25 protein-coding genes and 2 tRNA genes are annotated in these 20,844 nt (G+C 33.2%); 13 read left to right on the plus strand and 14 right to left on the minus strand.

All coding sequences use genetic code 11. The annotated features are described in order from the left end of the window. Positions 1-80 precede the first annotated feature (80 nt). Genes hmdB through Q4P18_RS02615 form a run of 6 tightly spaced genes read left to right on the plus strand, consistent with a single transcriptional unit; the run spans position 81 to position 4,323 of the window. Positions 81-1,079, plus strand: a complete 999-nt coding sequence (gene hmdB / locus Q4P18_RS02590; protein ID WP_303335214.1) for a 5,10-methenyltetrahydromethanopterin hydrogenase cofactor biosynthesis protein HmdB — start codon at positions 81-83, stop codon at positions 1,077-1,079. Between the two features lie 21 nt (positions 1,080-1,100). After that, complete coding sequence (locus tag Q4P18_RS02595) at positions 1,101-1,580, plus strand: DUF3236 domain-containing protein (protein ID WP_303335217.1); 480 nt, start codon at positions 1,101-1,103, stop codon at positions 1,578-1,580. After that, positions 1,580-2,389 carry an SAM-dependent methyltransferase HcgC family protein gene (locus Q4P18_RS02600; protein WP_303335219.1) on the plus strand — a complete coding sequence of 270 codons (810 nt, stop codon included), beginning with the start codon at positions 1,580-1,582 and terminating at the stop codon, positions 2,387-2,389. Before Q4P18_RS02595 ends, Q4P18_RS02600 begins: the two co-directional genes overlap by 1 nt. A gap of 1 nt (position 2,390) precedes the next feature. Beyond that, a complete protein-coding gene (locus tag Q4P18_RS02605) occupies positions 2,391-3,074 on the plus strand; it encodes a Nif3-like dinuclear metal center hexameric protein (RefSeq protein WP_303335221.1) in 684 nt (227 codons plus the stop codon). Positions 3,075-3,128: 54 nt separating this feature from the next. Then, positions 3,129-3,770 (plus strand): hypothetical protein, encoded by a 642-nt coding sequence (locus tag Q4P18_RS02610; RefSeq protein ID WP_303335224.1) that lies wholly within the window; start codon positions 3,129-3,131, stop codon positions 3,768-3,770. After that, on the plus strand, positions 3,763-4,323 hold the full coding sequence (locus Q4P18_RS02615) for a UPF0254 family protein (RefSeq protein ID WP_303335226.1): 561 nt from the start codon (positions 3,763-3,765) through the stop codon (positions 4,321-4,323). Before Q4P18_RS02610 ends, Q4P18_RS02615 begins: the two co-directional genes overlap by 8 nt. Positions 4,324-4,336: 13 nt before the next feature. Here Q4P18_RS02615 and Q4P18_RS02620 read toward each other — a convergent pair. Together Q4P18_RS02620 and Q4P18_RS02625 are read right to left on the minus strand one after the other, a co-directional pair. After that, positions 4,337-4,409, minus strand: a tRNA-Thr gene (locus Q4P18_RS02620). Between the two features lie 26 nt (positions 4,410-4,435). Next, a tRNA-Leu gene (locus Q4P18_RS02625) sits at positions 4,436-4,518 on the minus strand. Positions 4,519-4,669: 151 nt separating this feature from the next. Here Q4P18_RS02625 and Q4P18_RS02630 point away from each other — a divergent pair. From Q4P18_RS02630 to Q4P18_RS02640, 3 genes are read left to right on the plus strand one after another with little or no spacing between them, the layout of a single operon-like run. Further along, on the plus strand, positions 4,670-4,846 hold the full coding sequence (locus tag Q4P18_RS02630) for a 4Fe-4S binding protein (RefSeq protein ID WP_368660183.1): 177 nt from the start codon (positions 4,670-4,672) through the stop codon (positions 4,844-4,846). A gap of 11 nt (positions 4,847-4,857) precedes the next feature. Next, positions 4,858-5,634: an adhesin gene (locus Q4P18_RS02635; protein WP_303335231.1), complete on the plus strand. Its 777-nt coding sequence runs from the start codon at positions 4,858-4,860 to the stop codon at positions 5,632-5,634. Between the two features lie 11 nt (positions 5,635-5,645). Continuing rightward, entirely contained in the window at positions 5,646-6,941 is a 1,296-nt protein-coding gene (locus Q4P18_RS02640) for an oligosaccharide repeat unit polymerase family protein (protein ID WP_303335233.1), read from the plus strand. Positions 6,942-7,168: 227 nt separating this feature from the next. Here Q4P18_RS02640 and Q4P18_RS02645 read toward each other — a convergent pair whose 3' ends face one another. After that, positions 7,169-8,071 (minus strand): 50S ribosomal protein L11 methyltransferase, encoded by a 903-nt coding sequence (locus tag Q4P18_RS02645; protein WP_303335234.1) that lies wholly within the window; start codon positions 8,069-8,071, stop codon positions 7,169-7,171. 129 nt (positions 8,072-8,200) lie between these two features. Here Q4P18_RS02645 and Q4P18_RS02650 point away from each other — a divergent pair, with 129 nt between their 5' ends. Then, positions 8,201-9,652, plus strand: a complete 1,452-nt coding sequence (locus tag Q4P18_RS02650; RefSeq protein WP_303335236.1) for a CpaF family protein — start codon at positions 8,201-8,203, stop codon at positions 9,650-9,652. Positions 9,653-9,703: 51 nt separating this feature from the next. Beyond that, entirely contained in the window at positions 9,704-10,567 is an 864-nt protein-coding gene (locus Q4P18_RS02655; protein WP_303335238.1) for a type II secretion system F family protein, read from the plus strand. Between the two features lie 19 nt (positions 10,568-10,586). Here the strand turns inward: Q4P18_RS02655 and Q4P18_RS02660 are convergent, their stop codons facing one another. The 6 genes from Q4P18_RS02660 to Q4P18_RS02685 form a co-directional block, all read right to left on the minus strand. Continuing rightward, entirely contained in the window at positions 10,587-11,312 is a 726-nt protein-coding gene (locus tag Q4P18_RS02660; protein WP_303335241.1) for a DUF4012 domain-containing protein, read from the minus strand. A gap of 89 nt (positions 11,313-11,401) precedes the next feature. Next, positions 11,402-12,652, minus strand: coding sequence for a tripartite tricarboxylate transporter permease (locus Q4P18_RS02665; protein WP_303335243.1), 1,251 nt, complete (start codon positions 12,650-12,652; stop codon positions 11,402-11,404). Between the two features lie 73 nt (positions 12,653-12,725). Then, positions 12,726-13,934 (minus strand): M48 family metallopeptidase, encoded by a 1,209-nt coding sequence (locus Q4P18_RS02670; protein ID WP_303335246.1) that lies wholly within the window; start codon positions 13,932-13,934, stop codon positions 12,726-12,728. A 54-nt stretch (positions 13,935-13,988) separates the two neighbouring features. Beyond that, a complete protein-coding gene (locus Q4P18_RS02675; RefSeq protein ID WP_303335248.1) occupies positions 13,989-14,453 on the minus strand; it encodes a MarR family winged helix-turn-helix transcriptional regulator in 465 nt (154 codons plus the stop codon). A 75-nt stretch (positions 14,454-14,528) separates the two neighbouring features. Beyond that, a complete protein-coding gene (locus tag Q4P18_RS02680) occupies positions 14,529-16,049 on the minus strand; it encodes a DUF2142 domain-containing protein (RefSeq protein WP_303335251.1) in 1,521 nt (506 codons plus the stop codon). A 109-nt stretch (positions 16,050-16,158) separates the two neighbouring features. Beyond that, entirely contained in the window at positions 16,159-16,638 is a 480-nt protein-coding gene (locus tag Q4P18_RS02685; RefSeq protein WP_303335253.1) for a zinc-ribbon domain-containing protein, read from the minus strand. 131 nt (positions 16,639-16,769) lie between these two features. Between Q4P18_RS02685 and Q4P18_RS02690 the strand changes: the two genes are divergently transcribed. Beyond that, a complete protein-coding gene (locus Q4P18_RS02690) occupies positions 16,770-17,030 on the plus strand; it encodes a winged helix-turn-helix domain-containing protein (RefSeq protein ID WP_303335256.1) in 261 nt (86 codons plus the stop codon). 16 nt (positions 17,031-17,046) lie between these two features. On the opposite strand, the gene Q4P18_RS02695 is transcribed toward Q4P18_RS02690, so the two are convergent. The 4 genes from Q4P18_RS02695 to pth2 all read right to left on the minus strand — a co-directional run bounded on the left by Q4P18_RS02695 (position 17,047) and on the right by pth2 (position 18,580). After that, positions 17,047-17,316 carry an elongation factor 1-beta gene (locus tag Q4P18_RS02695; RefSeq protein ID WP_303335259.1) on the minus strand — a complete coding sequence of 90 codons (270 nt, stop codon included), beginning with the start codon at positions 17,314-17,316 and terminating at the stop codon, positions 17,047-17,049. A gap of 23 nt (positions 17,317-17,339) precedes the next feature. Then, positions 17,340-17,501 carry a zinc finger domain-containing protein gene (locus tag Q4P18_RS02700; protein ID WP_178648920.1) on the minus strand — a complete coding sequence of 54 codons (162 nt, stop codon included), beginning with the start codon at positions 17,499-17,501 and terminating at the stop codon, positions 17,340-17,342. 4 nt (positions 17,502-17,505) lie between these two features. Further along, on the minus strand, positions 17,506-18,159 hold the full coding sequence (locus Q4P18_RS02705; RefSeq protein WP_368660184.1) for a delta 1-pyrroline-5-carboxylate synthetase: 654 nt from the start codon (positions 18,157-18,159) through the stop codon (positions 17,506-17,508). Positions 18,160-18,241: 82 nt separating this feature from the next. Continuing rightward, on the minus strand, positions 18,242-18,580 hold the full coding sequence (gene pth2, locus Q4P18_RS02710; protein ID WP_303335264.1) for an aminoacyl-tRNA hydrolase: 339 nt from the start codon (positions 18,578-18,580) through the stop codon (positions 18,242-18,244). Between the two features lie 107 nt (positions 18,581-18,687). Between pth2 and Q4P18_RS02715 the strand changes: the two genes are divergently transcribed. Further along, positions 18,688-20,466: a ribosome biogenesis/translation initiation ATPase RLI gene (locus Q4P18_RS02715; RefSeq protein ID WP_303335267.1), complete on the plus strand. Its 1,779-nt coding sequence runs from the start codon at positions 18,688-18,690 to the stop codon at positions 20,464-20,466. Here the strand turns inward: Q4P18_RS02715 and Q4P18_RS02720 are convergent, their stop codons facing one another. Next, a complete protein-coding gene (locus tag Q4P18_RS02720; protein ID WP_303335269.1) occupies positions 20,467-20,844 on the minus strand; it encodes a putative zinc-binding protein in 378 nt (125 codons plus the stop codon).

The following is a 20,844-nucleotide window of genomic DNA, read 5'->3' on the forward strand; positions in this document are numbered from 1 at the left end:
TAATTAATCCAAAGTTAGCTATTAAAAAATAAGTTTAACTGATTTTATAAAAACTCTAATTCTTTATAGATGGTGTTAACTTGATTGAAAATATTTTAAAAAAAGCAGAAAACGAAAAAAAATTAACTGATGATGAATTCTTAACATTATTTTCAATTGATGAGCCAGAAAACTTAAAAAAATTATATCAGACTGCAGTCAATATCAGGAACAATCATTCAAAAATAATTAAATTAACATCAACGGTCCACATTACCAACAAATGTCAGGTGCAACCTAGATGCAAATACTGTGGATTTGCTGTTAACACTTCCAGAGACGGATATTACAATGCTTTTTATAAAAGTGATGAGGAAATCTATAAAGCAGTCAAATCTATTGAAGAAGCACGTATCCCTCGTGTAAGCTGTTCTGGAGGCCATGGTTATAAAGGAAAGCAGGCAGTGCATGCTGCAGAAATTGTAAAAGGAGATACTGAACTGGAAATTCTTGTAAATGTTGGTGCTGACTTAACTGAGAAATCAATAAACAGATTAGCTGAATTAAATGCCGATACAGTTTGTTGTAATCTTGAAACTACAAATGAAGAGGTTTTCAACTATGTTAAACCTGGGGAAACTTTAGAAGATAGGGTAAATGTATGTGAAATGGTATCCGATGCAGGTATCGAATTGTCTTCAGGTTTGTTGTTAGGTCTTGGTGAATCAAACGAAGACCGCCTAGAACATTTAAGATTCCTTAATAATTTTAAAACATTAGGAGAAATTCCAATTATGGGCTTTAACCCATACAATGACACTCCAATGGAAAATCATCCTCCTTGTCCTTTGGATGATCAATTGAAAGTAGTCAGTATTGTAAGAATAATGTATCCTGAAATAAGAATTACTGTTCCGACACCTACAATCGGACCAAAAAATGTAGAATATTCTTTAAATGCAGGTGCAAGTAATTTAGCTACTGTAATAGCAGACAATTATCCATTGGAAGTAAAAGGAGTTGGTTCTCCAACTTACGGAAACTTGAGTGAAGTTGTTTCCGTTATTGAAAGTTTAGGACTTTATCCACAATACCTATAATCTTTTTTTAAAGTGGTGAAAATGGCATTCGAAAAGATAATTAAAAATGCTTATGAAGAATCAGAAAACGGTACTCGAAAAGGAGATACGTTTGAAGAGTTAGCGGCAATACAAAATTATATTAAAAATGCTGAAAAAATTTATATTCCAAATAAAAATGGAATTAAAGTCGATGTTTTAAATAGGGTTTTGAATGAATATGGACTTCCTAATGCAGAAATACTTCAAATTAACACAAATGCTGCTGATGCCCATAGGATTCCTGCTTTAGGAAAAGCTTACATGGCCCTGGATCAAAGTGAAGCAGATTTAATAATTGCTAGAGGCCGTCTTGGAGTGCCTGGATCAGGATCACTCCTGTTATTTATGGACAATAAAGGAAGAATCCTAACTGCAGGAACTTCCCCATCACATGTTGTTCATGGAAAAAGCTTAGAGGAAGCTGTTGAAAGCGAAGCGAATGAAGCTTTGATAAAAATTGGTTTTAAAAAGGTTAAATAATGACAGTCAATGATTTTGATACTGGAATAACTGATGAAGTATTTACAATTAAATCAACTATTAAGCTATTGGATATTTTTGATGAAATAATAGAAAAAAAGTCTGCAGTTTGTTATGACTGGGCGATTCAATTTGAAAAAACCGACAAGGTTGTTGTAATTGGAACTTATTTTACTGGAATTGGAATTGTCAAAAAACTTTCCAAATATTTTGATGAAGTTTTACTAGTTGATATATATCCACACTTAGAAGAGTTTATAGATTCGCCAATAGGTGAAAGCATAAGCCAGGAAGATAAAAGCAAAATTAAGTTTTCAAGTGATCTAAGCCTAATATATAGTGGAGATATTGTTATTGACACTACTGGTTTTGGAGGAATAAACGAAGAACAGTCTGCAAAGTTTGATGTTAAAGGTTTTCTCATAGAAGATCCTGTAGCTGAAGATAACGACAGGCTGTTAGAAAATAAGAATAACATTCACGAACGTTTAAGCCTTGTAAAAAGTCCTAAAAAAGCCATACTTAAAACCAAAGGTCTTGATACAAAAACATCAGGAACAATGACTTTAACCATCGGTGTTTTGACAAGCTCCATAAATAAAGCGTTATCTATTGAAGGTGTTCTTTATGCAGCTTGTGAAATGGGCTTTTTTGAAGAGCTTATTTTTAAAAAGAAAGACATCGTTGGATTTTTCCAAGCAGTAAGCAAAGAAGCTATGAAAATATCAACAATAAACCTGTTCGAATGTGATGAAATACTAAAAGAAGAGATAAGTGCTATCAATTCAGAAATTATAATTCAAGATTAAAATGTTGTTAAAAGAACTTGAAACCCTGATTACATCACAAGTTTCTCCAAAATTAGCCATTCCAAATGATTTTATTGGATTTATGGACGATTACGATACAAGCCAGAATATTGAAAACATTAAAATATTCATGGACATATACCCAAAATATGACAATGATCTTGAAAAAACTCTTATTTTAACACACCATAAACCTCTTTTTACTCCAAAAACACCAACTTATGTTTTGCATTCAAATTGGGATGTCATAAATGGCGGGTCAAATGATGCATTGGCAAAATCCCTGGATCTAAAAGTGGTTGACGTTTTTGATAAAAACTTGGGAATTGGCAGAATTTGCGAACCTGAAGATAAAAATAGCTTTTTAGATAATTTGAAGTCACGATTTAAGGAAATAAGAATGGTTGGAGAATTGAACAAATTAAACAGGATTGGAATAATATCTGGCTTCGGACTTAAAAATCCGAATTATGTTAGATTGGCTAAAGATAGAAATGTCGATACTTTGATATCCGGCGACTTGACTCAAGAAACTGCAGTTCTTGCAATTAATGAAGGAATATCCTTAATTGATTTGGGCCACCACAACAGTGAAGTTCCAGGATTATTGAAACTTAAAGAACTTTTTAAAGATTGTAACTTGAATGTAGAAGTGGTAAACCAACCTCCATGGGAAAGTTTATAATATATGATAATTTATATTATAATATTTATATAAGGTGTTATATTAGGTGAAACTATGATTGATGAAATGGAAAGTAAAATGATTCCAAAAGGCAGAATAGATTTAATTGGGTTCGGAAGACTCGGTTTAAGAACTGGAATTAATTTAATACAAGTCCACAGAGGAGGACCAGTAGAAATTGGGGCATTTGACGGTCAGAAAATTTCAGGATCCGACATAATTTTTACATTGATGGGAGCTAAAGAAGGAGATTATAAAACAGACTTCTTTAAACAAATTTGTACACATGATAAAGATTATAGAAAAATAATCAGCATTCCGGAATATGTAAATGAAGATAACTTAGATTTAATAAAAGGAGATGTCGTGGTTATTGAAATTGCAGGAGGAAATACAATCCCCACCGCAGCAAGCATAATAAAACACGTTCATTCCTATGGTGGAAAAACAATAGGAACCGCAGGAATATTTGGAATTGGTGACACAGAAGTTACAGCAAAGGACATATCAGAGTTTGATGATTCAAATCCTGCAGTAAACGAGCTTAGAGCAGCTGGAATAACTGAAAACCATACAATTGTAACTACCAATAAATTCATTAGAGACATGGAACCTGTAACTCCTTATATGCTAGACAAGGTTGCAGAAAAAATTACAGAAATCTCTTTAAGAGAGCTAAACGATATTTATGATTAAGATAGCTACTGCAGAGTGTTTTACTCATGGAAAGATAGGGCGTGAAATCCATGCCCTTGCCCAAGATTACGAAGGTAACTTTGGACGAGATTACATCGAAAATCCATTAGAATACGGAGATTTCGATTATAAAACACTTAGCGTTAATTGTAGTCTATTTATTCCAACAATTGAAGCTGTTCAGACAATTTTACAAGTCGAGAATCCTCCAGAACCAAAAGAGCTTATCAAAGGAATAAAAGTTTACAATGAAAAGCAGGATTTGGAGGTTTCCAAAATAATGGCTGAAGCCGTGAAAAAATTAACCGGATGTGACATTGCCATCGGAACCACTGCAGGAATAGGTCGTGGTGGAATAACAATAATCAGCGACGATTTTGAAATTTCAACAACAAGCGACATTAATGCTGATTTAAGAGAAAATAATAGTGAAAATCTTTTTTTACGACAGGAGTCTGGAATTGACAAAACATTGAAAATCCTTCTATTGGCTTTAAATGAAAAATTTTCAGAAATTGAAAAAATAGAAAATACGAAACTAATTTTAAAATAAGTTAAAAAACGAGAGCCTTAGGGGGGATTCGAACCCCCGACTTCTACCTTACCAAGGTAGCGCTCTACCAGCTGAGCCACTAAGGCAAAATCGAGAAATAATTATAAAATAGTGCAGGGGAAGGGATTCGAACCCTCGAAGGCCTATACCAGAGGATCTTAAGTCCTCCCCCTTTGGCCGCTCGGGCACCCCTGCAAAAATAACAACAATATAATGTTGATTTTTATCTTATTTAAATATATCGGTTTAAATGGGAAAATATAAAAAACTACATAAATATTATAAACAATTAAACATAAATGTTAATATCATACTATAAAAAAATATTAATTGGTGAGGAAATTTGATTAAAATAGATTCTGAAGAATGTGCCGTTTGTAAAGATTGTATTGACGTATGTCCGGAAGAAGCAATAGAACAAAAAGTGTATAATATTGTCATTCATGCAGACAAATGTACACAATGCGAAGAATGCATTGACGTATGTTCTGTTGGTGCTATATACAATGATGACGATGAATAAGGTTTGAAAAAATGAAAAAACCAAAATTTACATTTATTGATTATTTAATTATAATTATTGTAATTGTAGCTATTTTATTTGCATTTATGCATATAACATCCGATAATCAAAATGAGACAGAATCCTCTTCATACGATTCGTCCACCTTAAATAAAATTGTTGAGAAATATCTTGGATATTATAACAAAGGAGAAATCGTCCATACAACCGTCGATGGTACAAACTCCAAAAACAATGAACATATTTCAGTTAAAGGAGAAATAATCTGGATGGATGATGAGCGAGGAAACTATGTTAAGGCCTTAGTAAAATCCGGGAATGAAACCTATTTGTGCGGATTATACAAGGATATTCCTGCAGCAGACATCTACATTGAAAAAATGTCCCTTGAAGTGGATGGATCAAAGTATTCAAATCTTACTGAATTTACAATAAAAGCTAAAAACATTAGTTCAACAATGGATTTGAATAAAGGATTGGAAAATTATTCCAATTATGAAATCTCAACAGGCATTGCTGTTGATAACTTGGATAGCTTGAAATTCCAACAATTAAATAATGTGGAGTTTGAAAACGGCAGAGTCCCATTTAAGTTGACAGATATTGGAATATTCCAAAAATTAATGGTTGTTAGAGCTTCACCAGATGACATAACAACTGCAGACAATATTTTGGGAAATATAAACGGTGAAACCGAAAATATATTTCTTAGAGTTTATAACTGTACAGCAAATGAGCAGAAATTCATTGAAGATAACTTTGATGTAGTGAATGTTAAAACCTATTAAATGGTAAAAATATGAGTTTAATATATTCAAAATTAACTGCAGTGTTAAATAAAATCACTTACGAATTTCGCAGGTCTTTTATTTTTACCACTATTTTTTCTATTTTAACTTTCATTGAAAAACAATGGGTAAATAGCTATTTTAAAAGTTTTTATCCATCCGAAAACTTTTTGGATTTTTTAAATAAAAATAAAATAATTAGAAATTATCTTTTCTCCCCATTAATCATTCTTTTTGTTTTTGCAATATTTCTGATTTTATCTTTAAACAGGCTTACGGATAGCCTAATCATGACTTTAATAATAGCTTTCGTATTCTTTTTTGTGGGAGCTGTTGTTTTACCTCGTTTTTTTATTAGGAACTCTTCTAAAAAACCGGCATTGTCATTTAATGCAAAAGACATGTACAGCATTGGTTTTTGTTTAATCATATTGTCAATAGTGTTTTTCTTCATAAGCATTGCATCTGTTGGTGGAATTCCACTTTTAAAACCTTCAATCAGATATCTATTAAAACCTGCATTTACCATGCCCGTATTTTTAATCATTCCTGGAATTTGCATTGTAGGAAGCGTTTATCTCCAATATTATAAAGAAAATAAGATTAGCAGATCCCAGATAAGATTTAGATTGTTGGTATTGATTCTTATTAGCGGTGCATTGTTATTGGGTTTGGGTTATAGAACCCCTTTGCTTGCCGCTCTCCTCATCATGATAATAATGGGATATTATGGAAAGGTTTTGTCACCTTGGGAAGTTGTAATCGGAGCATTGATTGGTGTAGGAGCAATTATTGGAATCGGCTATTTCAGGTCAGTTAGTGAATATACTATAACTGCCACAAGCCCATTCTATGCATTGCAATCCAGAGCCGATTTTACATTGCATGTTCTTGATTTGCTGAATTACATTAGTGGGGACTTTGGATTGACAAAAGGATCATTGTTAGCAAGCTCAATTCCCGGAAGTGAATTAGGACCTCGTATGATGATTGGAAAGTTAATTTCATGGAGAACAGAGGTTACTGTAACACCGACATTGATTGGGCAGATGGTGGTTGACTTTGGACGTGTTGGAGTTGCTGTTGAAATGTGCATTCTCGGATTTATCTTGGGAATCGGATTTAAGATAATGAGAATGACCGACAATTATTTTTACATTGGCCTATACAGCCTGCTGTTAACATATTCAATACTTGGAGTGGAAACTGGAATTCTAGATATACAAGTATTGGGATATTTTGCAATAGCTATCCTAGTATATGCAATATATATTGTAAAAAATATTAAAAATGAGGAAAAAATATAGGTTAAAAAAAACCTATACCCGTGTTTCAATATTAAACCGAACGTTTAATATTCCTAATTTTTGGAGATTAACTCTAATTTATTAAACCAGAATTGTAGAAACTAATTTAATAATTGAGATTTCATATTTGACTAATAATATAAAGAGGAGATAAATTTTTAGGCTTGCCTAAATTTCATCACCAATTATACTATTAATCTTTATCATATATAAAGGTTTAGGTATGCCTAAATTTCTAAGATATTTTCAGACACAGTTTCCAACTTATCTTTAATATCAGAAACGTCAACATTAGGAAACGCATCAATAATAGCCAAATCTACATGGGGAACAGATAAAGTTTCAATAGGTTCATTATAAATTTCATAACTATCTTCAGATATATTATTCAGTTTTAAATTAGTTTTAAGATTGATTATTGCTTGAGGATTGATATCATTGAATATTACTTTTTTAAATCCATATTTTAATAAAAATATGCCAATCGCTCCAGATCCGCACATCCCATCTATTGCCAGATCAGTACCAATACCAGTATTTTCCAGATAGTTATAAAGCTTCAAAAGTTTACTTTCGGTTGTAGATGCAACTTCAATATGGGAATTTCTTTGATCCTTGCTGATAACAATTTTTTCAGGAATCAAAGTTCTTAAAACGTCAATCCTGTCACTTTTTCCTGCAAGCAATTTAAATTCAACCAAATCAGCATCCTTACTCAAAATTCCTATGGTTTCAGAACCGCTTCCCTTTAAGACTCCCTTTACTTCAGGAATTTCTTCAAATAATCGCTTTGCTACTGATTGGTTAAAATCAGGATGAATCAAAATCAATGCATCCTCATTAATAAATTGAGGATTTAAAGAGCTATAACAAAATGCAGGCATTGGAATTGGAGAATTTCTGCGGAGAGTTGCTTTTTCAGAAACAATATTCTCCTCAATCATGATCTTTAATATATTGGCCATTACAACATCCAACGGACGTTTACCGCAAACGCATTTTAAAAAATCACCATTCAAATTATCATAATCCTCATAATCAACAATTGGAGTGAATTTTTTAATTTGAATGTCCTGACAATTCTCACATTGATTTAAATTATCAATACTTTCCTGGACTTTATCTTTCATAATTATTAATAGAATTTAATGTTAATTAAATATTGCACCGTCTTTGTAAAAATCAGCTAAAAAACAATAAAAATTATATTAAACACTTCTATCAATCTAAAAAATAATATAAAAGTTTTAGGTTAAATTATGAATGAAACAAATACAAATAATCGATTTAAAATCAATAAGCAAGTTGTGCCACAATATAATGTAAGCCAGCAAAAATACAACGATAAGGAAAAAGTTCTTTTAAACGAACTTCGTGATAATTTAGTCGATATAGCAATATCATCTGGTGAAAATTTTCAGTTAAATAAAACAAAGTTGTTAAAAGACATTAAAGACTTTATATTTTTAAGACTTAATGTCGAAAGTATGAAAATAAAAATAGATGAAAGCTATTTAAATGAACTTTCAAGAAGGTTCCTGCAGGACCTTTTCGGCTATGGAAAAATAGATCCCTTAATAAGAGATGATGACCTGGAAGAAATAATGATAATCGGTACCAACAAGCCTGTCTTTGTATACCATAGAAAATATGGAATGATGAAAACGAATGTCATCTACAGAAACGAAAAAGAAATAGTTGACCTGATTGACTCGATAGCAAGACAAATCAACAGGAGAATAGATCAAGAAACACCAATCCTCGACGGAAGATTGGCAGACGGCTCTAGAGTAAATGCTACAATCCCACCAGTATCTGCAGACGGGCCTTCAGTAACAATCCGTAAATTTAAGCAAGACCCGCTGACAATAATAGATTTGATAAACTCAAAAACAATATCCTCAGAATTAGCCGCCTTTTTATGGGTCTGTCTCGACGGACTTGGAGTAAAGTCTGCAAATGCAATAATATCTGGAGGAACAAGCTCAGGGAAGACAACAACATTAAATGCATTGTCCACTTTCATAAATCCAAAAGAAAGAATAATTACAATTGAAGACACATTGGAACTTCAGATATATCACGAACATGTAATCAGAATGGAAACAAGACCTCCGAATATCGAAAATAGCGGAGAACTGACCATGGATGACCTTGTCAAGAATTCCTTAAGGCAGCGCCCAGATAAAATAATAGTTGGGGAAGTAAGAGGAAAGGAAGCCATAACTCTCTTTACAGCATTGAATACAGGACATTCAGGAATAGGAACGCTCCATGCAAATGATGCTCGGGAAACAATAACAAGGTTAACCAACAAGCCAATGGACGTTCCAAAAATTATGGTCTCAGCAATTGACTTTATAATAATGCAAAATAGAATATACCAGCCAAATGGAGTTTCATATAGGCGAATAAGTGAAGTAGCAGAAATTGCAGGGGTTGAAGAAGGCACAATACAGTTAAACAAATTATTCCGCTGGAACCCTCAAAATGATGAAATAGAAAACGTAGGAATTGCAAGCAAAACCATTGCAAACATCGCCAAGACAAGTGGAAAAAACATACAGCACATATATGATGAAATAAACACCAGAAAAATAATTTTAAATAAAATGGCATCATTAAACATTCGTAAAATAGAGGATGTGAATTCGATAATCAACAGTTACTATACTGACAAATATTCTGTTTTCGAACATTTGGAAATGTAAGGAGGAGATACAATATTCGATGAAATATTTATATCAATTGGAAATTTTGCATTGATATTTTGCAGGAAGCTAAAAGATTTGAAGACCGAGAACAAAGTTGACAGCTACATATCCAACATTCGAAAACAGGAAAATGAAGAACTATTATTAAAACAGATAATGCTGAATGACGAGAAAAAATCAGACAACATCGAAAAAATAAGAGCATACGTAATCAACCACATAAATTTCAAAATAATTTCAATAGCTTCATTATCGATAGTGGTAAGCGGACTTCTCCTTGGAATGGAGATTTCAGTGATTATGTTCATAACAATATTTTCAATGCTGGGATTGATTTTGCATTATCCTAAACTAAATCAAAAAAGACAATACAACGATTTGAATATCGAGCTTCCCTATGCCTTAAGACACATGAGCACTGAATTAAAATCAGGTAAGGGATTGTATGACACACTAACAACAATAGCAAATTCGAATTACGGTTCATTGTCAAAAGAATTTGAAAGGGTTTTGGAAGAGATAAAATATGGAAACAACAATGAAAAGGCCCTAATAAATATGGCTGACCGAATCAATTCGGAAGGGCTTACCAGAGCCATTCAACAAATAATAACAACACTAAGAATAGGAGGAAATCTAGCCAATAGCCTAAATATAATTGCTGAAGATATCTCCTTTGATATGCAGATCAAACTAAAAGAGTATTCTCAAAAATTAAACGGTTTTATATTAATATATACATTCATAGCTATTTTAGGACCAGTAATCTTATTAATAATGTTAATGGCTGCTTCAACAGTAATGGGCGACATTGTACCTGGAAATCTCATACTGATATTATATGTCTTCTTTTTCCCATTGGTTGTGATATTCCTAGGAGTAATAATACAAAAACTAGAACCTAAAATTTAAAAAAAAAGTAATAAATGGATTATCCAAATAAATTGGAAAATCCTTTTGATGCTAATAAACCAACAAAGTCTCCTGCTGGTTCCATTACAATATTTCCTTTTGAGTATTGGTCAATTGCTGCTTGAACCATTTTTGCTTTCACATTAGGATTGTCTGCAGATTTAGCAATAGCTTTAACTAATTCCAATACTGCATCCCCTCTACTTTCACCGTTTCCATATTGATCTTCACGAATAATATCAATACCACTTACATTTACTTTTTCACCATTTACGGTGACTGTTCCAGCAGAGCTTAAAATTGCATCCAATGCTTGTGTATTAATTGCAACAACCGCATCGATAGGCTGTGTCATATTCATATTATGCTGTACAATTTCTTTTGCAAGTTCCATTGATCTTTTATTATCCTTTTCCCAAAATGAATCGTGAAGTAATAATTTTGATCCCGCACCTAAAGCTTGACCCTCCGCAGGTTCGGCTTCTGTAGGGTGAGTCATACCTCCTGGATAGATAGCTGTGTAATTAACCAAAGAACCATTATCCAAATATACTAAAAATGCCATATCACAAGCCCCCATTCCAGGACGAACTTCACTTTCATCAATAGCACAAACCAAAATGGTCCTATTACCTTCATCCAATGTAGTATTATTACCTAAATAGAAAATTTGACCAATAATGGCAACAACACCAATAAGTATCACAATAATAATTGCAATAAGAAGTTTGTTTCTTCTTTTCATAAAAACCTCCACTTATATTCAACATGGAATAAAAATTTATTAATATAAACTATACTTTTTATAATACTTAAATATTGTTAAATACCTATTTAATTAAACATCTGAAAATAAATTGCAATAGCTGGAATGATTAATACACCCATCAAATGAGACTTTCCAACACCCAAATAATGTGGTAAAAGCCCCATAGCAGTTGACGTGATTAATAAAAGAGTTATGAAAAATATTGGACCCTTATAATAAAATACAAAAATATACAAAATTACAATTTGCAAAACAATAACGGCAATTGAAAGTTTCCTGTAATCAATTCCGCCCATTAATTTTGAAAATGAGTCACCTAATTTCAAGCATATCACTAAAGAAATTGAAACGGATATCAGGGAAGCGAAAATAAAAATTAAAAGATGGTTGATGGAAAATTCAGCAACCAGATAAGACATGTAAACTGCAATTCCACTCCTTGGATTTCCAATCAGATAAATAGCTATTAAAGAGAATAAGCAATCGGAAGTGTTTAAACCTGCATTTGCAAGTAAGAAATTGGTGGTGTCATCATCCTCCCCCTTGCTGCCACTTGCACTTTGAGCTATAATACTTCCCTGTGCAGGGCCGAAACCCGGAAGAAATCCTAATATGGCCCCTGCAGTTCCCCCTGCAAAAATGCTTTTCAGTTTGGAAAAATCAAGATTGAATTCGTAATCTTCATTTTGAGGAGGAATTGTGGAATTGTCATTTAAACTAAAAAGTATTGTACTTATTCCGAAAAGGCCTGAAAACATGCACATCATGGATATTCCTGATTGAATAGGTGTTTGAAATACAATCCAACCAAGCAAACCTGAAAGTATGAAAAGAAGAGAAGACCATAGAAACTTTTTGAATGTGTTTGTAAGCTTATAGATCAAATAAACTGACACTACTGAAAGAAGAATCCATGTATATGGCTTGGAAATATTCATTAAAAATGGTAAAACAATCGCAAATACAGGGAGCATTATTATAACCACGATGATTGCTCCAAAACCACCAATGGAAACTATTCTAATGGTTTCCTTGGCCCTACCCTCCAAAACCATCCTATGACCCGGAAGTATGGAAACTGCAGTACCTTCCTCAGGAACTCCTAAAAGCATAGAGGGCACAAATTCTATTAAAGCATGAGCTATTGACATCCCAACCATCAATACGCAAAGAAATTCCGGAGATACGAAAAGCAGAAGAAAGGTTGATGATGCAAATAAGATTGCTCCTGCAGTGTTAACATGGATTCCTGGAACCATTCCTGTCATGGTCCCTATCAAAATTCCTAAAAAACAAGCTATAACTAATTCTAACATAGCCATTTGTTAATTAAGATAAAATATAAAGTTTGTTTAAAGAAAAATAAGAAATTGAAATGAGCATATTAAATTAGAGCTTCTCACCACAATTAGTACAGAACAATTCATCTCCCTTAATCTGTTTTCCACATTTAGGACAGTTTAATGAACTGAAATTTCCATCAACAGGAGTTCCACAACCTGTGCAAAACTTATCAGTGTTCTTTAAAGTTTTACCACATTTTGAGCAAGTATTGCTACTTATTTCCAGTTGTTCCTTTAGATTAGAGCCACATTCAATGCAGAAACTTGAATCTTCGTCATTTGAAAAACCGCACTTCGGACAAATCTTTGAAGGTTTGGGAACCTTAACGTTTTCCAGACTGTTGCCGCAGTAAATGCAGAAATTATTACTATCATCGACCAGATTGCCGCATTTTGGACATTTGACTTTATCTGAAGGTATCTGAACAACATCATCATTTTGAAAGGAGCCATCTCCCAAAACAGGAGTATTGTAAAAATCCTTACCGTTTTCAATTTCAATTATCAGCTCTTCCATTTTTGCTATCCTTTTGGAGTCTGCAGGATGAGTTGAAAAGAAATCATGCTCATTCCTATTTTGATTGCTTACCCTTGACCAAAAGTCAGGAACGCCTTCAATATCATAACCTGCCCAATGCATTATCATCATTCCCAATCTATCTGCTTCGAATTCATGATCGCGACCGAATGGTTTCAATACTAATAATTCAGAACCTATATCTGCAACATTAGTTACTGCCCGAGTAAGAGCCGCAGCTTCCCCAAAGCCAAATAAACTCAAACCTATTGAACCGATTCGTGCAGCTGTCGTAATGCCATTTTTAGCCTTTCTTGCACTGACCTGTGTTCTTGAATGATCCAGCAATGCATGAGCCATTTCATGCCCCAATATTAAAGCCAAGTCATTCTCATCGTTAGCTGGGCCAAACATTCCGCTGTACATTACAATTTTCCCTCCAGGCATGCACCATGCATTTACTGTAGGGTCATTAACCAAATGAAATTCCCATTCATAATAATCTTTAGTGTAATCTGACCTGCCAATGTTATTCAAAAATCTTTCAACCGCTTCGATTAAATTATTAGCAATTTCAGCAACCAACAATCCCTCTTCAGTATTATCAATTAACTCGGAATTGTTAATAATCCTATAATATTCATTATAATGAGTATCCAAAAATTTGTCATCATTAACAAAATCCAAATGTTTCTTATTGGTGAAGGGATTTATGGCGCTCCTCTCATTCCTTGCCATGATAAACCTCAGAAATATTTATTAATAATAATTTGTGTTTATTTGATATTTATATTATCCTAAAAACTTTTCACGATTATAAAATAATGATTTCAAAGCCAATTTCTCAAGCAAATCTTTCAATTCATCAATGTCCATATCCAGATCTTCACAAATCATTTCCTGCCATTCATTTTCTTTTTGTTGTAAAAATTCGGCAGTGTCGATTCCCTTTTGTGTCAGGGTGATTTTATAAGCTCTCTTATTGTTTTCATCAACTTCCCTTTTGATTAAACCGTTTTTCTCAAACTCTTTGAAAGCCCTGGAAACACCACTGCGATTCATTAAGCAAACCTTAGCTATGTCCGATTGATTGAAATTGCCATTTTCATAAATATACATCAGCATATAGTATTGGCCCAAACTAATGTCTGTCTGTTTTAAAAATTGATTTAAATAATAATCATGAGTTTTTAGAAGTGTTATAAAATGACATAATATAAATGGACTGTCCTCAACTATCTCCCTATAATCAATCACGATAAAACCTCTTTTTATAATCTTGCTTATAAAATAATTAGTAAAAAAAGTATATAAATGTTGCAAATGCAACATTTAATAGAAGTGCAAAATACACATCATAAGAACGCCTGCGGCAAAAAGGATTATTCCTGTAAAGACAAGATTGTCCATTTTATCCGTTTCTGGTTTTGGACTGTTAAATGCAAGTGGAACCAACGGCATTAACGGCAAAAAGTACCTTGCCTGCATTCCGCGAACCTTGCCTATGCCTACAGAACACCAGATCAAATAGATTAAGAAGAACATTCCGAAATAAAACAATATGAAAAATATAATCAATGCCTCTTTCTTATGCTTAGACAATTGTATTCTGGTAGGATAATAAATTGAAAACAATATAAAGAACACGAAATAACAGATATTGTACAATTGAAGTCCTTTAAAAGCACTAGTTCTATATTCGTAGAAATAATAACCATTTACGATGAAATTGTACAAACCTTCAAAGGCTTCCCCAAATATTTCTAAAATTCTCAAAGGATTGTTGATTAAAAACATTGTTTGACCAACAATAGAAACGGTCGGTTTTGTAGAAACCGCAGACGGTGTTTGAGTAAACATAACATTCCCTTTAAAGATAATGGCTGAAACAGCAAACAATAACAACAGATATGCTGCAAGCATTACCCAAGGATGCTTATAGCTCAAATTTTTCTTTGGAAGCAACAATATTATTAATGCAAAAATGATAAAAGGTGGTTTTATAAGCCCAATCAACAAACAACAGATGAAGAACATCAAAAGATCCTTGCTTCCAACCTTATTTTTATACATGTAAATGAAATATGCTGTTGCCAAAATTATGAATGCAAATATGAATGCATCATAGTTGGATGAGCTTAAGATCGGAATGATCAGCGGAGTAAGAGATACGAAAAACAATTGCATTTTATAGACAGGTGTCTTCTTAATGGCAAATGAAACAATTGCAGCATAGAAAACAACATTGAAAATTCTTGAAAGCCAAACGGCCCAGATAACACCTAAATCTAAAATTTTAGCCAACAACACTCCAATAGCTGAGAAAACATATGTGTAAAATGGAGTTGTTGTTACCCTTAAAACATAATTTTCAGGCACTGAAGAAATAGGCGCCCAAGCCCTAGGGTTGTTTAGAAGAAGAGAACCTATGCCGCGCACATGAAACTTATATAAATCGAATATGTAATACAATAGCTTATAATGAAATCCGTTTATGAAAACAGAACTCTTACTGCTGTCCATAACAAATAAGTTACCTCCAGCAACATGCAAAACACGAGCGAAATGAATATATTCATCCGGAATTGAAAATGGGGGCGCTATAAATGTCATCAAAACTCCAATAAACATGATTACGGCAAAAGCCACTTTATGAAGAGAATTCTTATTTTTAACAGAAAACAGAATAAGAAAACTGCCAAGAATAGCTATGCAAACAAAGGAAAAAATTTCAAAGTTTGGAAAATCTATGTTTCTTGGAGAAAGCATTGGAATAATAAAAACAAATAGGGCAACAATATACAATAAAACAAATCTCTTATTATCTAAAAGAAGCCCATAATATTCATTCAACAATCTATCCATATTCTATATATTGCTTTTAACAATTTATAAATGTTAAATAGGAAACTTTTGATGAGGATTCCATAAATGGCTAAAACTTAAGAATGAATTGTTAAAGTTATAAAATTGAATCATCCAGAAGGATTCCCTCGTTTAACTTTTTGGCTGATGTGAAGGCATCGTAAATTGAATACAGCCACATTATAACAACAATAATCCAACCAACAATAAAAAGAATCAATATGACACCAATTATCCAAATAACAAAAATTATCAAACCTTTTTTAGGTTGATTATTGTAAACCTGACCTATCCCCGGAACAATAGCTGAAAATATTGCCGATTTTATGGGATTAACCTTTTCCACAACAATAACCTCTTTGTTTTCATCCAGATCAGCACCACACATGTCGCAAAATTTAGCCGAACTGTCAACAGAACTGCCGCAGCTAGAACATTTATTAAACTTCACCATGCCATCGGACCCATTCTCAATTTTAGTTTCCACAGTTGGGGCTTCTTTATGAACAAGTTTAGTCCCACATTGACTGCAGAATTTTCCCATACCTTCAGTTCCACAATTAGAGCATTTGACCATTCTATTTTTCTCCAAATTTCTTTATTTAATAATTATGTGAAAAGCCACTAATAAAAATTGTTCAATTATTGTTATTATATTATAACAATAAGGCTATTAATAATTTAAATAGTATAATCAAAATTAATATTATGGATGATAAAACATTAATATTAACAGAATTTATTAAACAATCACCTAACAGAACAAAGGTATTAAAATCTATAGGAAATGATGTTTTAAAACCAACAGACATAACCAACAAAACCAATATCCATATAAACAATGTAAGCAGGTCATTAAAGCAAATGAAAGAGAAAAATATTGTTTATCTTTTAAACCCTAATTCTAAAAAAGGTAGGTTATATAAACTTACTGAAGACGGTGTGAACGTCTTGAAAAATTTAAAATAAAAAAAAAGTAAGAAGATTACATTAATCTTCTGGTATCTGTTATTTCTATACTAGCTACGTTGTCTAAGTTACCCATAGCTTCTTCAGTAGATTCTGTTCCACCTTCACCGTCTTCAATGATGAATACTAAATCTAAAGCTACTAAACCAAATGCAATAGGTTCTTCTTTGATTTCATGGAACTCAGCGTCATCAGGCATTGCTGCTTCAATTGCTGCTTTAAGAGCATCTAAATCTACTTCTGGACTTTCCGGCATGATTCTTAATGTTGCTACTACTTCTCCCATTGTCATCTCTCCTTTAAAATTATCTATGGACCTTCAAAACCACATTCACATTTGTAAGCGTGACCAAAGGTACGGCATTTTTCACATCTTGCGATTTTAGCACCACAAATAGGACATTCGAATTCTACGAAAGGTCCTGTTAATGGAATTTCTTGTTTACATGAAATACAGTCTACTTCTTTCATATTATTATTCTCCTTTTATTTCAGTATAATCAAAATCGAAAGCACCTTCATCACCAATAAGGCTCAATACTCTTTCCGGATACTTCCCATTTACTATATAACAATCAGTCCCAAATTCTAATAGCAGTGAAGGTAACATTAAATCAATTGATGTCTCATCAAAAGTTAGCAAAGTTTTTGCATCAATCATGTCAATGAATTTAGCACCTTTCACAGAAGGTTCTTGGGTATATATACCATTTACATTTGTTACTATTAAAAGTTTTGCATTTAGAAGGTGTGAGACATAAGCTGCTATGGAATCTGAAGTGACTTCCCATGAACTTTCAAAGGGATCTTCTTCTTTTAAAATTCCAGAAGTTATCAAGATTGGTGTCAGGCCATTTTCCATTAAGTCATAGGCATCTTTTAAAGTTGTAGCTATTTCGGCAGTGTCCACCTTATCAGCAACAATTTTGGATACTATATCCATACAATCAATAGCTGTCCAATGAGCAGTTTCATCAGACAAATTCAATTCTTCATCATATTTACGAACTAGATTAGCAAATTCTCCCCCTCCCAAAATAACAAGAGAGTTGGTTCCATTTAACTGCCTAATCAATTCTATTGCATGATTAGGGAATAAGCTTCCCCCAACCTTAATTACATTTTCTATAATAATTCCACCTCCAACAAATAATAACTATTTGACAAACCATCAAATAATTAAAAGTAGTTATCACCAAATAAGTTTAAATTTACAAAAGCTTCAAATCCCCAGTGATTTTGTCAATTATTTCATCTTCATCAGGACCAATAGCTAAAACGGTAGTGGTTGATGTAGGTATCTGAGTCTTTCCAGCATCAACTACCAAATAATGAGGAACCTTGTTAATGATGGCCAATTTTTTAAGCTCCAAGAGTTCCTCCAAAGAACCTACCTTACAAGTTACTTTTGCCATTCCTGAACGTTCCCACTCCTTAACCTTGATTGGATTAGCTCTTTTATAGGCTCCCAAACATCCATGACAGCACTGAGCAGCTATCTTTCCTTTTCCCATCTTTAAATCAGATCTTACAACCATAACTTGTTTCATAAAACACCTACAATTATCAGTAATAATAGATTTCTACAACAGATATATTAAATATATTCCACAAATATAATAAATTAACTAGTTATTATTTTTTATAAGGAGATAAGATGAGTCGTATTTCTATATTAGATAAAGATAAATGTCAACCAAAGAAGTGTGATTATCTTTGTATCCATTACTGTCCAGGAGTTAGGATGGAAGAAGATACAATAGTGGTTGATGAAGATACCAAAAAACCCTTAATTTCAGAACAGTTATGCCAAGGTTGCGGTATTTGTACGAACAGATGTCCGTTTGATGCCGTGACAATTATTAACTTACCAGAAGCGATTGGAGAACCTATCCACAGATTTGGTCAAAACCAGTTCGAACTGTTTGGTCTTCCAAGCCTGACTGAAGGACAGGTTTTAGGTCTTTTAGGACAGAACGGTATTGGAAAAAGTACAATCATGAGAATACTTTCTGGAGATTTAATTCCGAACTTTGGAAACTTTGACGAAAAGCCTGAAAACTGGGATGATGTAATAGAACATTACAAAGGTTCAGCTCTTCAAAACTACTTCAAAGCACTTTCCGAAGGTAAAATAAAGACCGTACTTAAACCACAAATGGTAGATCAACTTCCAAAGGTTGTAAAAGGAAAAGTAAGGGATTTGCTTACAAATGTGGATGAAAGAAACAAATTTGACTATGTTTGTAAAGAATTGGATCTTGAAAATGTTCTTGACAGGAAAATGGAGAACCTGTCTGGAGGAGAACTTCAAAGGGTAGCTATTGCAGCAACCGTATTAAGAGAAGGGGATTTCTACTACTTTGACGAACCGACCTCATGGTTGGATGTGTCTCAAAGACTCAATGCAGTGAAAGTAATCAGATCACTTGCAGAAGACGGCAAATCAGTACTTGTAATCGAACACGATTTAGCTACACTTGATGCATTGTCCGACAATATCCACATATTATATGGTGAACCTGGAGGATACGGTGTTGTTTCAGGAAGAAAAGGAGTAAGGCTTGGAATTAATGCATACATAAATGGATTTTTAGCAGAGGAAAACATTAGAATCAGGAAAAATCCTATTGAATTTACAATAAGGCCCCCAACTGAAGAGGAAGATGGTGATGCCCTTGCAAGCTACAGTGACCTTGATAAAGACTATAAGGAGTTTAAATTGACTGTAGATGCAGGTGAAATATATCATGACGAAATAGTGACTGCATTCGGTTCAAACGGTATTGGAAAAACAACATTTGCTAAAATACTGGCTGGAGTAAGCGAACCTACAACCGGAGAGATTGATGAGGAAGTAATAATAGCTTACAAGCCACAATACATTGTTACAAACTTTGAAGGAACAGTTCAGGACTTTTTATACATGCATGCTCCAAGCTACGGATCCAAAATCTTTGACAGCGAGATAATGAAGCCATTGCAATTAAACGATTTGCTTGAAAAGGAAGTTAAAACATTATCCGGAGGAGAACTTCAAAGATTGGCAATAGCTGCAACACTTTCAAAAGATGCTCAAATTTATCTGTTCGACGAACCAACAGCATTCCTAGATGTTGAGCAAAGGTTAGTGGCAGCACGTGTTATCCGTAAAATTATCGAAAGTAGAAACGCAGCATCATTGATTGTTGATCACGATATTGTATTTATCGACTATATCTCCGACAGGGCAATGGTATTTGACGGAACACCAGGTATTGAAGGCCATGCATCAAAACCGACTGACTTAAGAACATCTATGAACAAATTCTTAGGAAATCTTAATGTAACCTTCAGAAGAGATAAAGAAACAAAAAGGCCAAGAGTCAACAAGCTTGACAGTTATCTTGACCGTGAACAAAAAGAGTTAGGAGAATATTATTATCTTACAGATTGATTATAAATCTTTTAATTCTTTTAAAATTACTTCTTTTAATTTTTTAACAGCCAGTTCCCCATCTTCATCCAATCTAGCTGCATCGTTAGGATTTAAATCAAATTCTTTTACTATTTTTTCAGCAGGAATATTCTTTACAACATCAATTCCCTTCTCTTCCAAAATTACGGAAGTACAATCATCTTCACAGCCACTAATGGATACAACATTCGCATCATTTAAAATTGGGCTGCATTGGTTTGGTTGTGCAGAGTATTCAGTAATACAAGCCGCTACAATATTGTCCTCATCCAAAGCCAATTCAACTGTTGCCGCCCTTACAACTAAACCTAAAGGACTTAATCCACTACAAGAAACTAAAGCTATTTTTTCACTCAT

The sequence above is a fragment of the Methanobrevibacter sp. genome (genome assembly GCF_030539665.1).
Taxonomy (GTDB): Archaea; Methanobacteriota; Methanobacteria; order Methanobacteriales; family Methanobacteriaceae; genus Methanocatella.

Excerpts from the sequence above, each read along its gene's own strand:
- Q4P18_RS02595 (WP_303335217.1), top strand. The coding sequence starts at position 1,101 with ATGGCATTCGAAAAGATAATTAAAAATGCTTATGAAGAATCAGAAAAC.
- Q4P18_RS02600 (WP_303335219.1), top strand. The coding sequence starts at position 1,580 with ATGACAGTCAATGATTTTGATACTGGAATAACTGATGAAGTATTTACA.
- Q4P18_RS02605 (WP_303335221.1), top strand. The coding sequence starts at position 2,391 with ATGTTGTTAAAAGAACTTGAAACCCTGATTACATCACAAGTTTCTCCA.
- Q4P18_RS02610 (WP_303335224.1), top strand. The coding sequence starts at position 3,129 with ATGATTGATGAAATGGAAAGTAAAATGATTCCAAAAGGCAGAATAGAT.
- Q4P18_RS02615 (WP_303335226.1), top strand. The coding sequence starts at position 3,763 with ATGATTAAGATAGCTACTGCAGAGTGTTTTACTCATGGAAAGATAGGG.
- Q4P18_RS02635 (WP_303335231.1), top strand. The coding sequence starts at position 4,858 with ATGAAAAAACCAAAATTTACATTTATTGATTATTTAATTATAATTATT.
- Q4P18_RS02640 (WP_303335233.1), top strand. The coding sequence starts at position 5,646 with ATGAGTTTAATATATTCAAAATTAACTGCAGTGTTAAATAAAATCACT.
- Q4P18_RS02645 (WP_303335234.1), bottom strand. The coding sequence starts at position 8,071 with ATGAAAGATAAAGTCCAGGAAAGTATTGATAATTTAAATCAATGTGAG.
- Q4P18_RS02650 (WP_303335236.1), top strand. The coding sequence starts at position 8,201 with ATGAATGAAACAAATACAAATAATCGATTTAAAATCAATAAGCAAGTT.
- Q4P18_RS02660 (WP_303335241.1), bottom strand. The coding sequence starts at position 11,312 with ATGAAAAGAAGAAACAAACTTCTTATTGCAATTATTATTGTGATACTT.
- Q4P18_RS02665 (WP_303335243.1), bottom strand. The coding sequence starts at position 12,652 with ATGTTAGAATTAGTTATAGCTTGTTTTTTAGGAATTTTGATAGGGACC.
- Q4P18_RS02670 (WP_303335246.1), bottom strand. The coding sequence starts at position 13,934 with ATGGCAAGGAATGAGAGGAGCGCCATAAATCCCTTCACCAATAAGAAA.
- Q4P18_RS02685 (WP_303335253.1), bottom strand. The coding sequence starts at position 16,638 with ATGGTCAAATGCTCTAATTGTGGAACTGAAGGTATGGGAAAATTCTGC.
- Q4P18_RS02690 (WP_303335256.1), top strand. The coding sequence starts at position 16,770 with ATGGATGATAAAACATTAATATTAACAGAATTTATTAAACAATCACCT.
- Q4P18_RS02695 (WP_303335259.1), bottom strand. The coding sequence starts at position 17,316 with ATGGGAGAAGTAGTAGCAACATTAAGAATCATGCCGGAAAGTCCAGAA.
- Q4P18_RS02700 (WP_178648920.1), bottom strand. The coding sequence starts at position 17,501 with ATGAAAGAAGTAGACTGTATTTCATGTAAACAAGAAATTCCATTAACA.
- pth2 (WP_303335264.1), bottom strand. The coding sequence starts at position 18,580 with ATGAAACAAGTTATGGTTGTAAGATCTGATTTAAAGATGGGAAAAGGA.
- Q4P18_RS02715 (WP_303335267.1), top strand. The coding sequence starts at position 18,688 with ATGAGTCGTATTTCTATATTAGATAAAGATAAATGTCAACCAAAGAAG.
- Q4P18_RS02720 (WP_303335269.1), bottom strand. The coding sequence starts at position 20,844 with ATGAGTGAAAAAATAGCTTTAGTTTCTTGTAGTGGATTAAGTCCTTTA.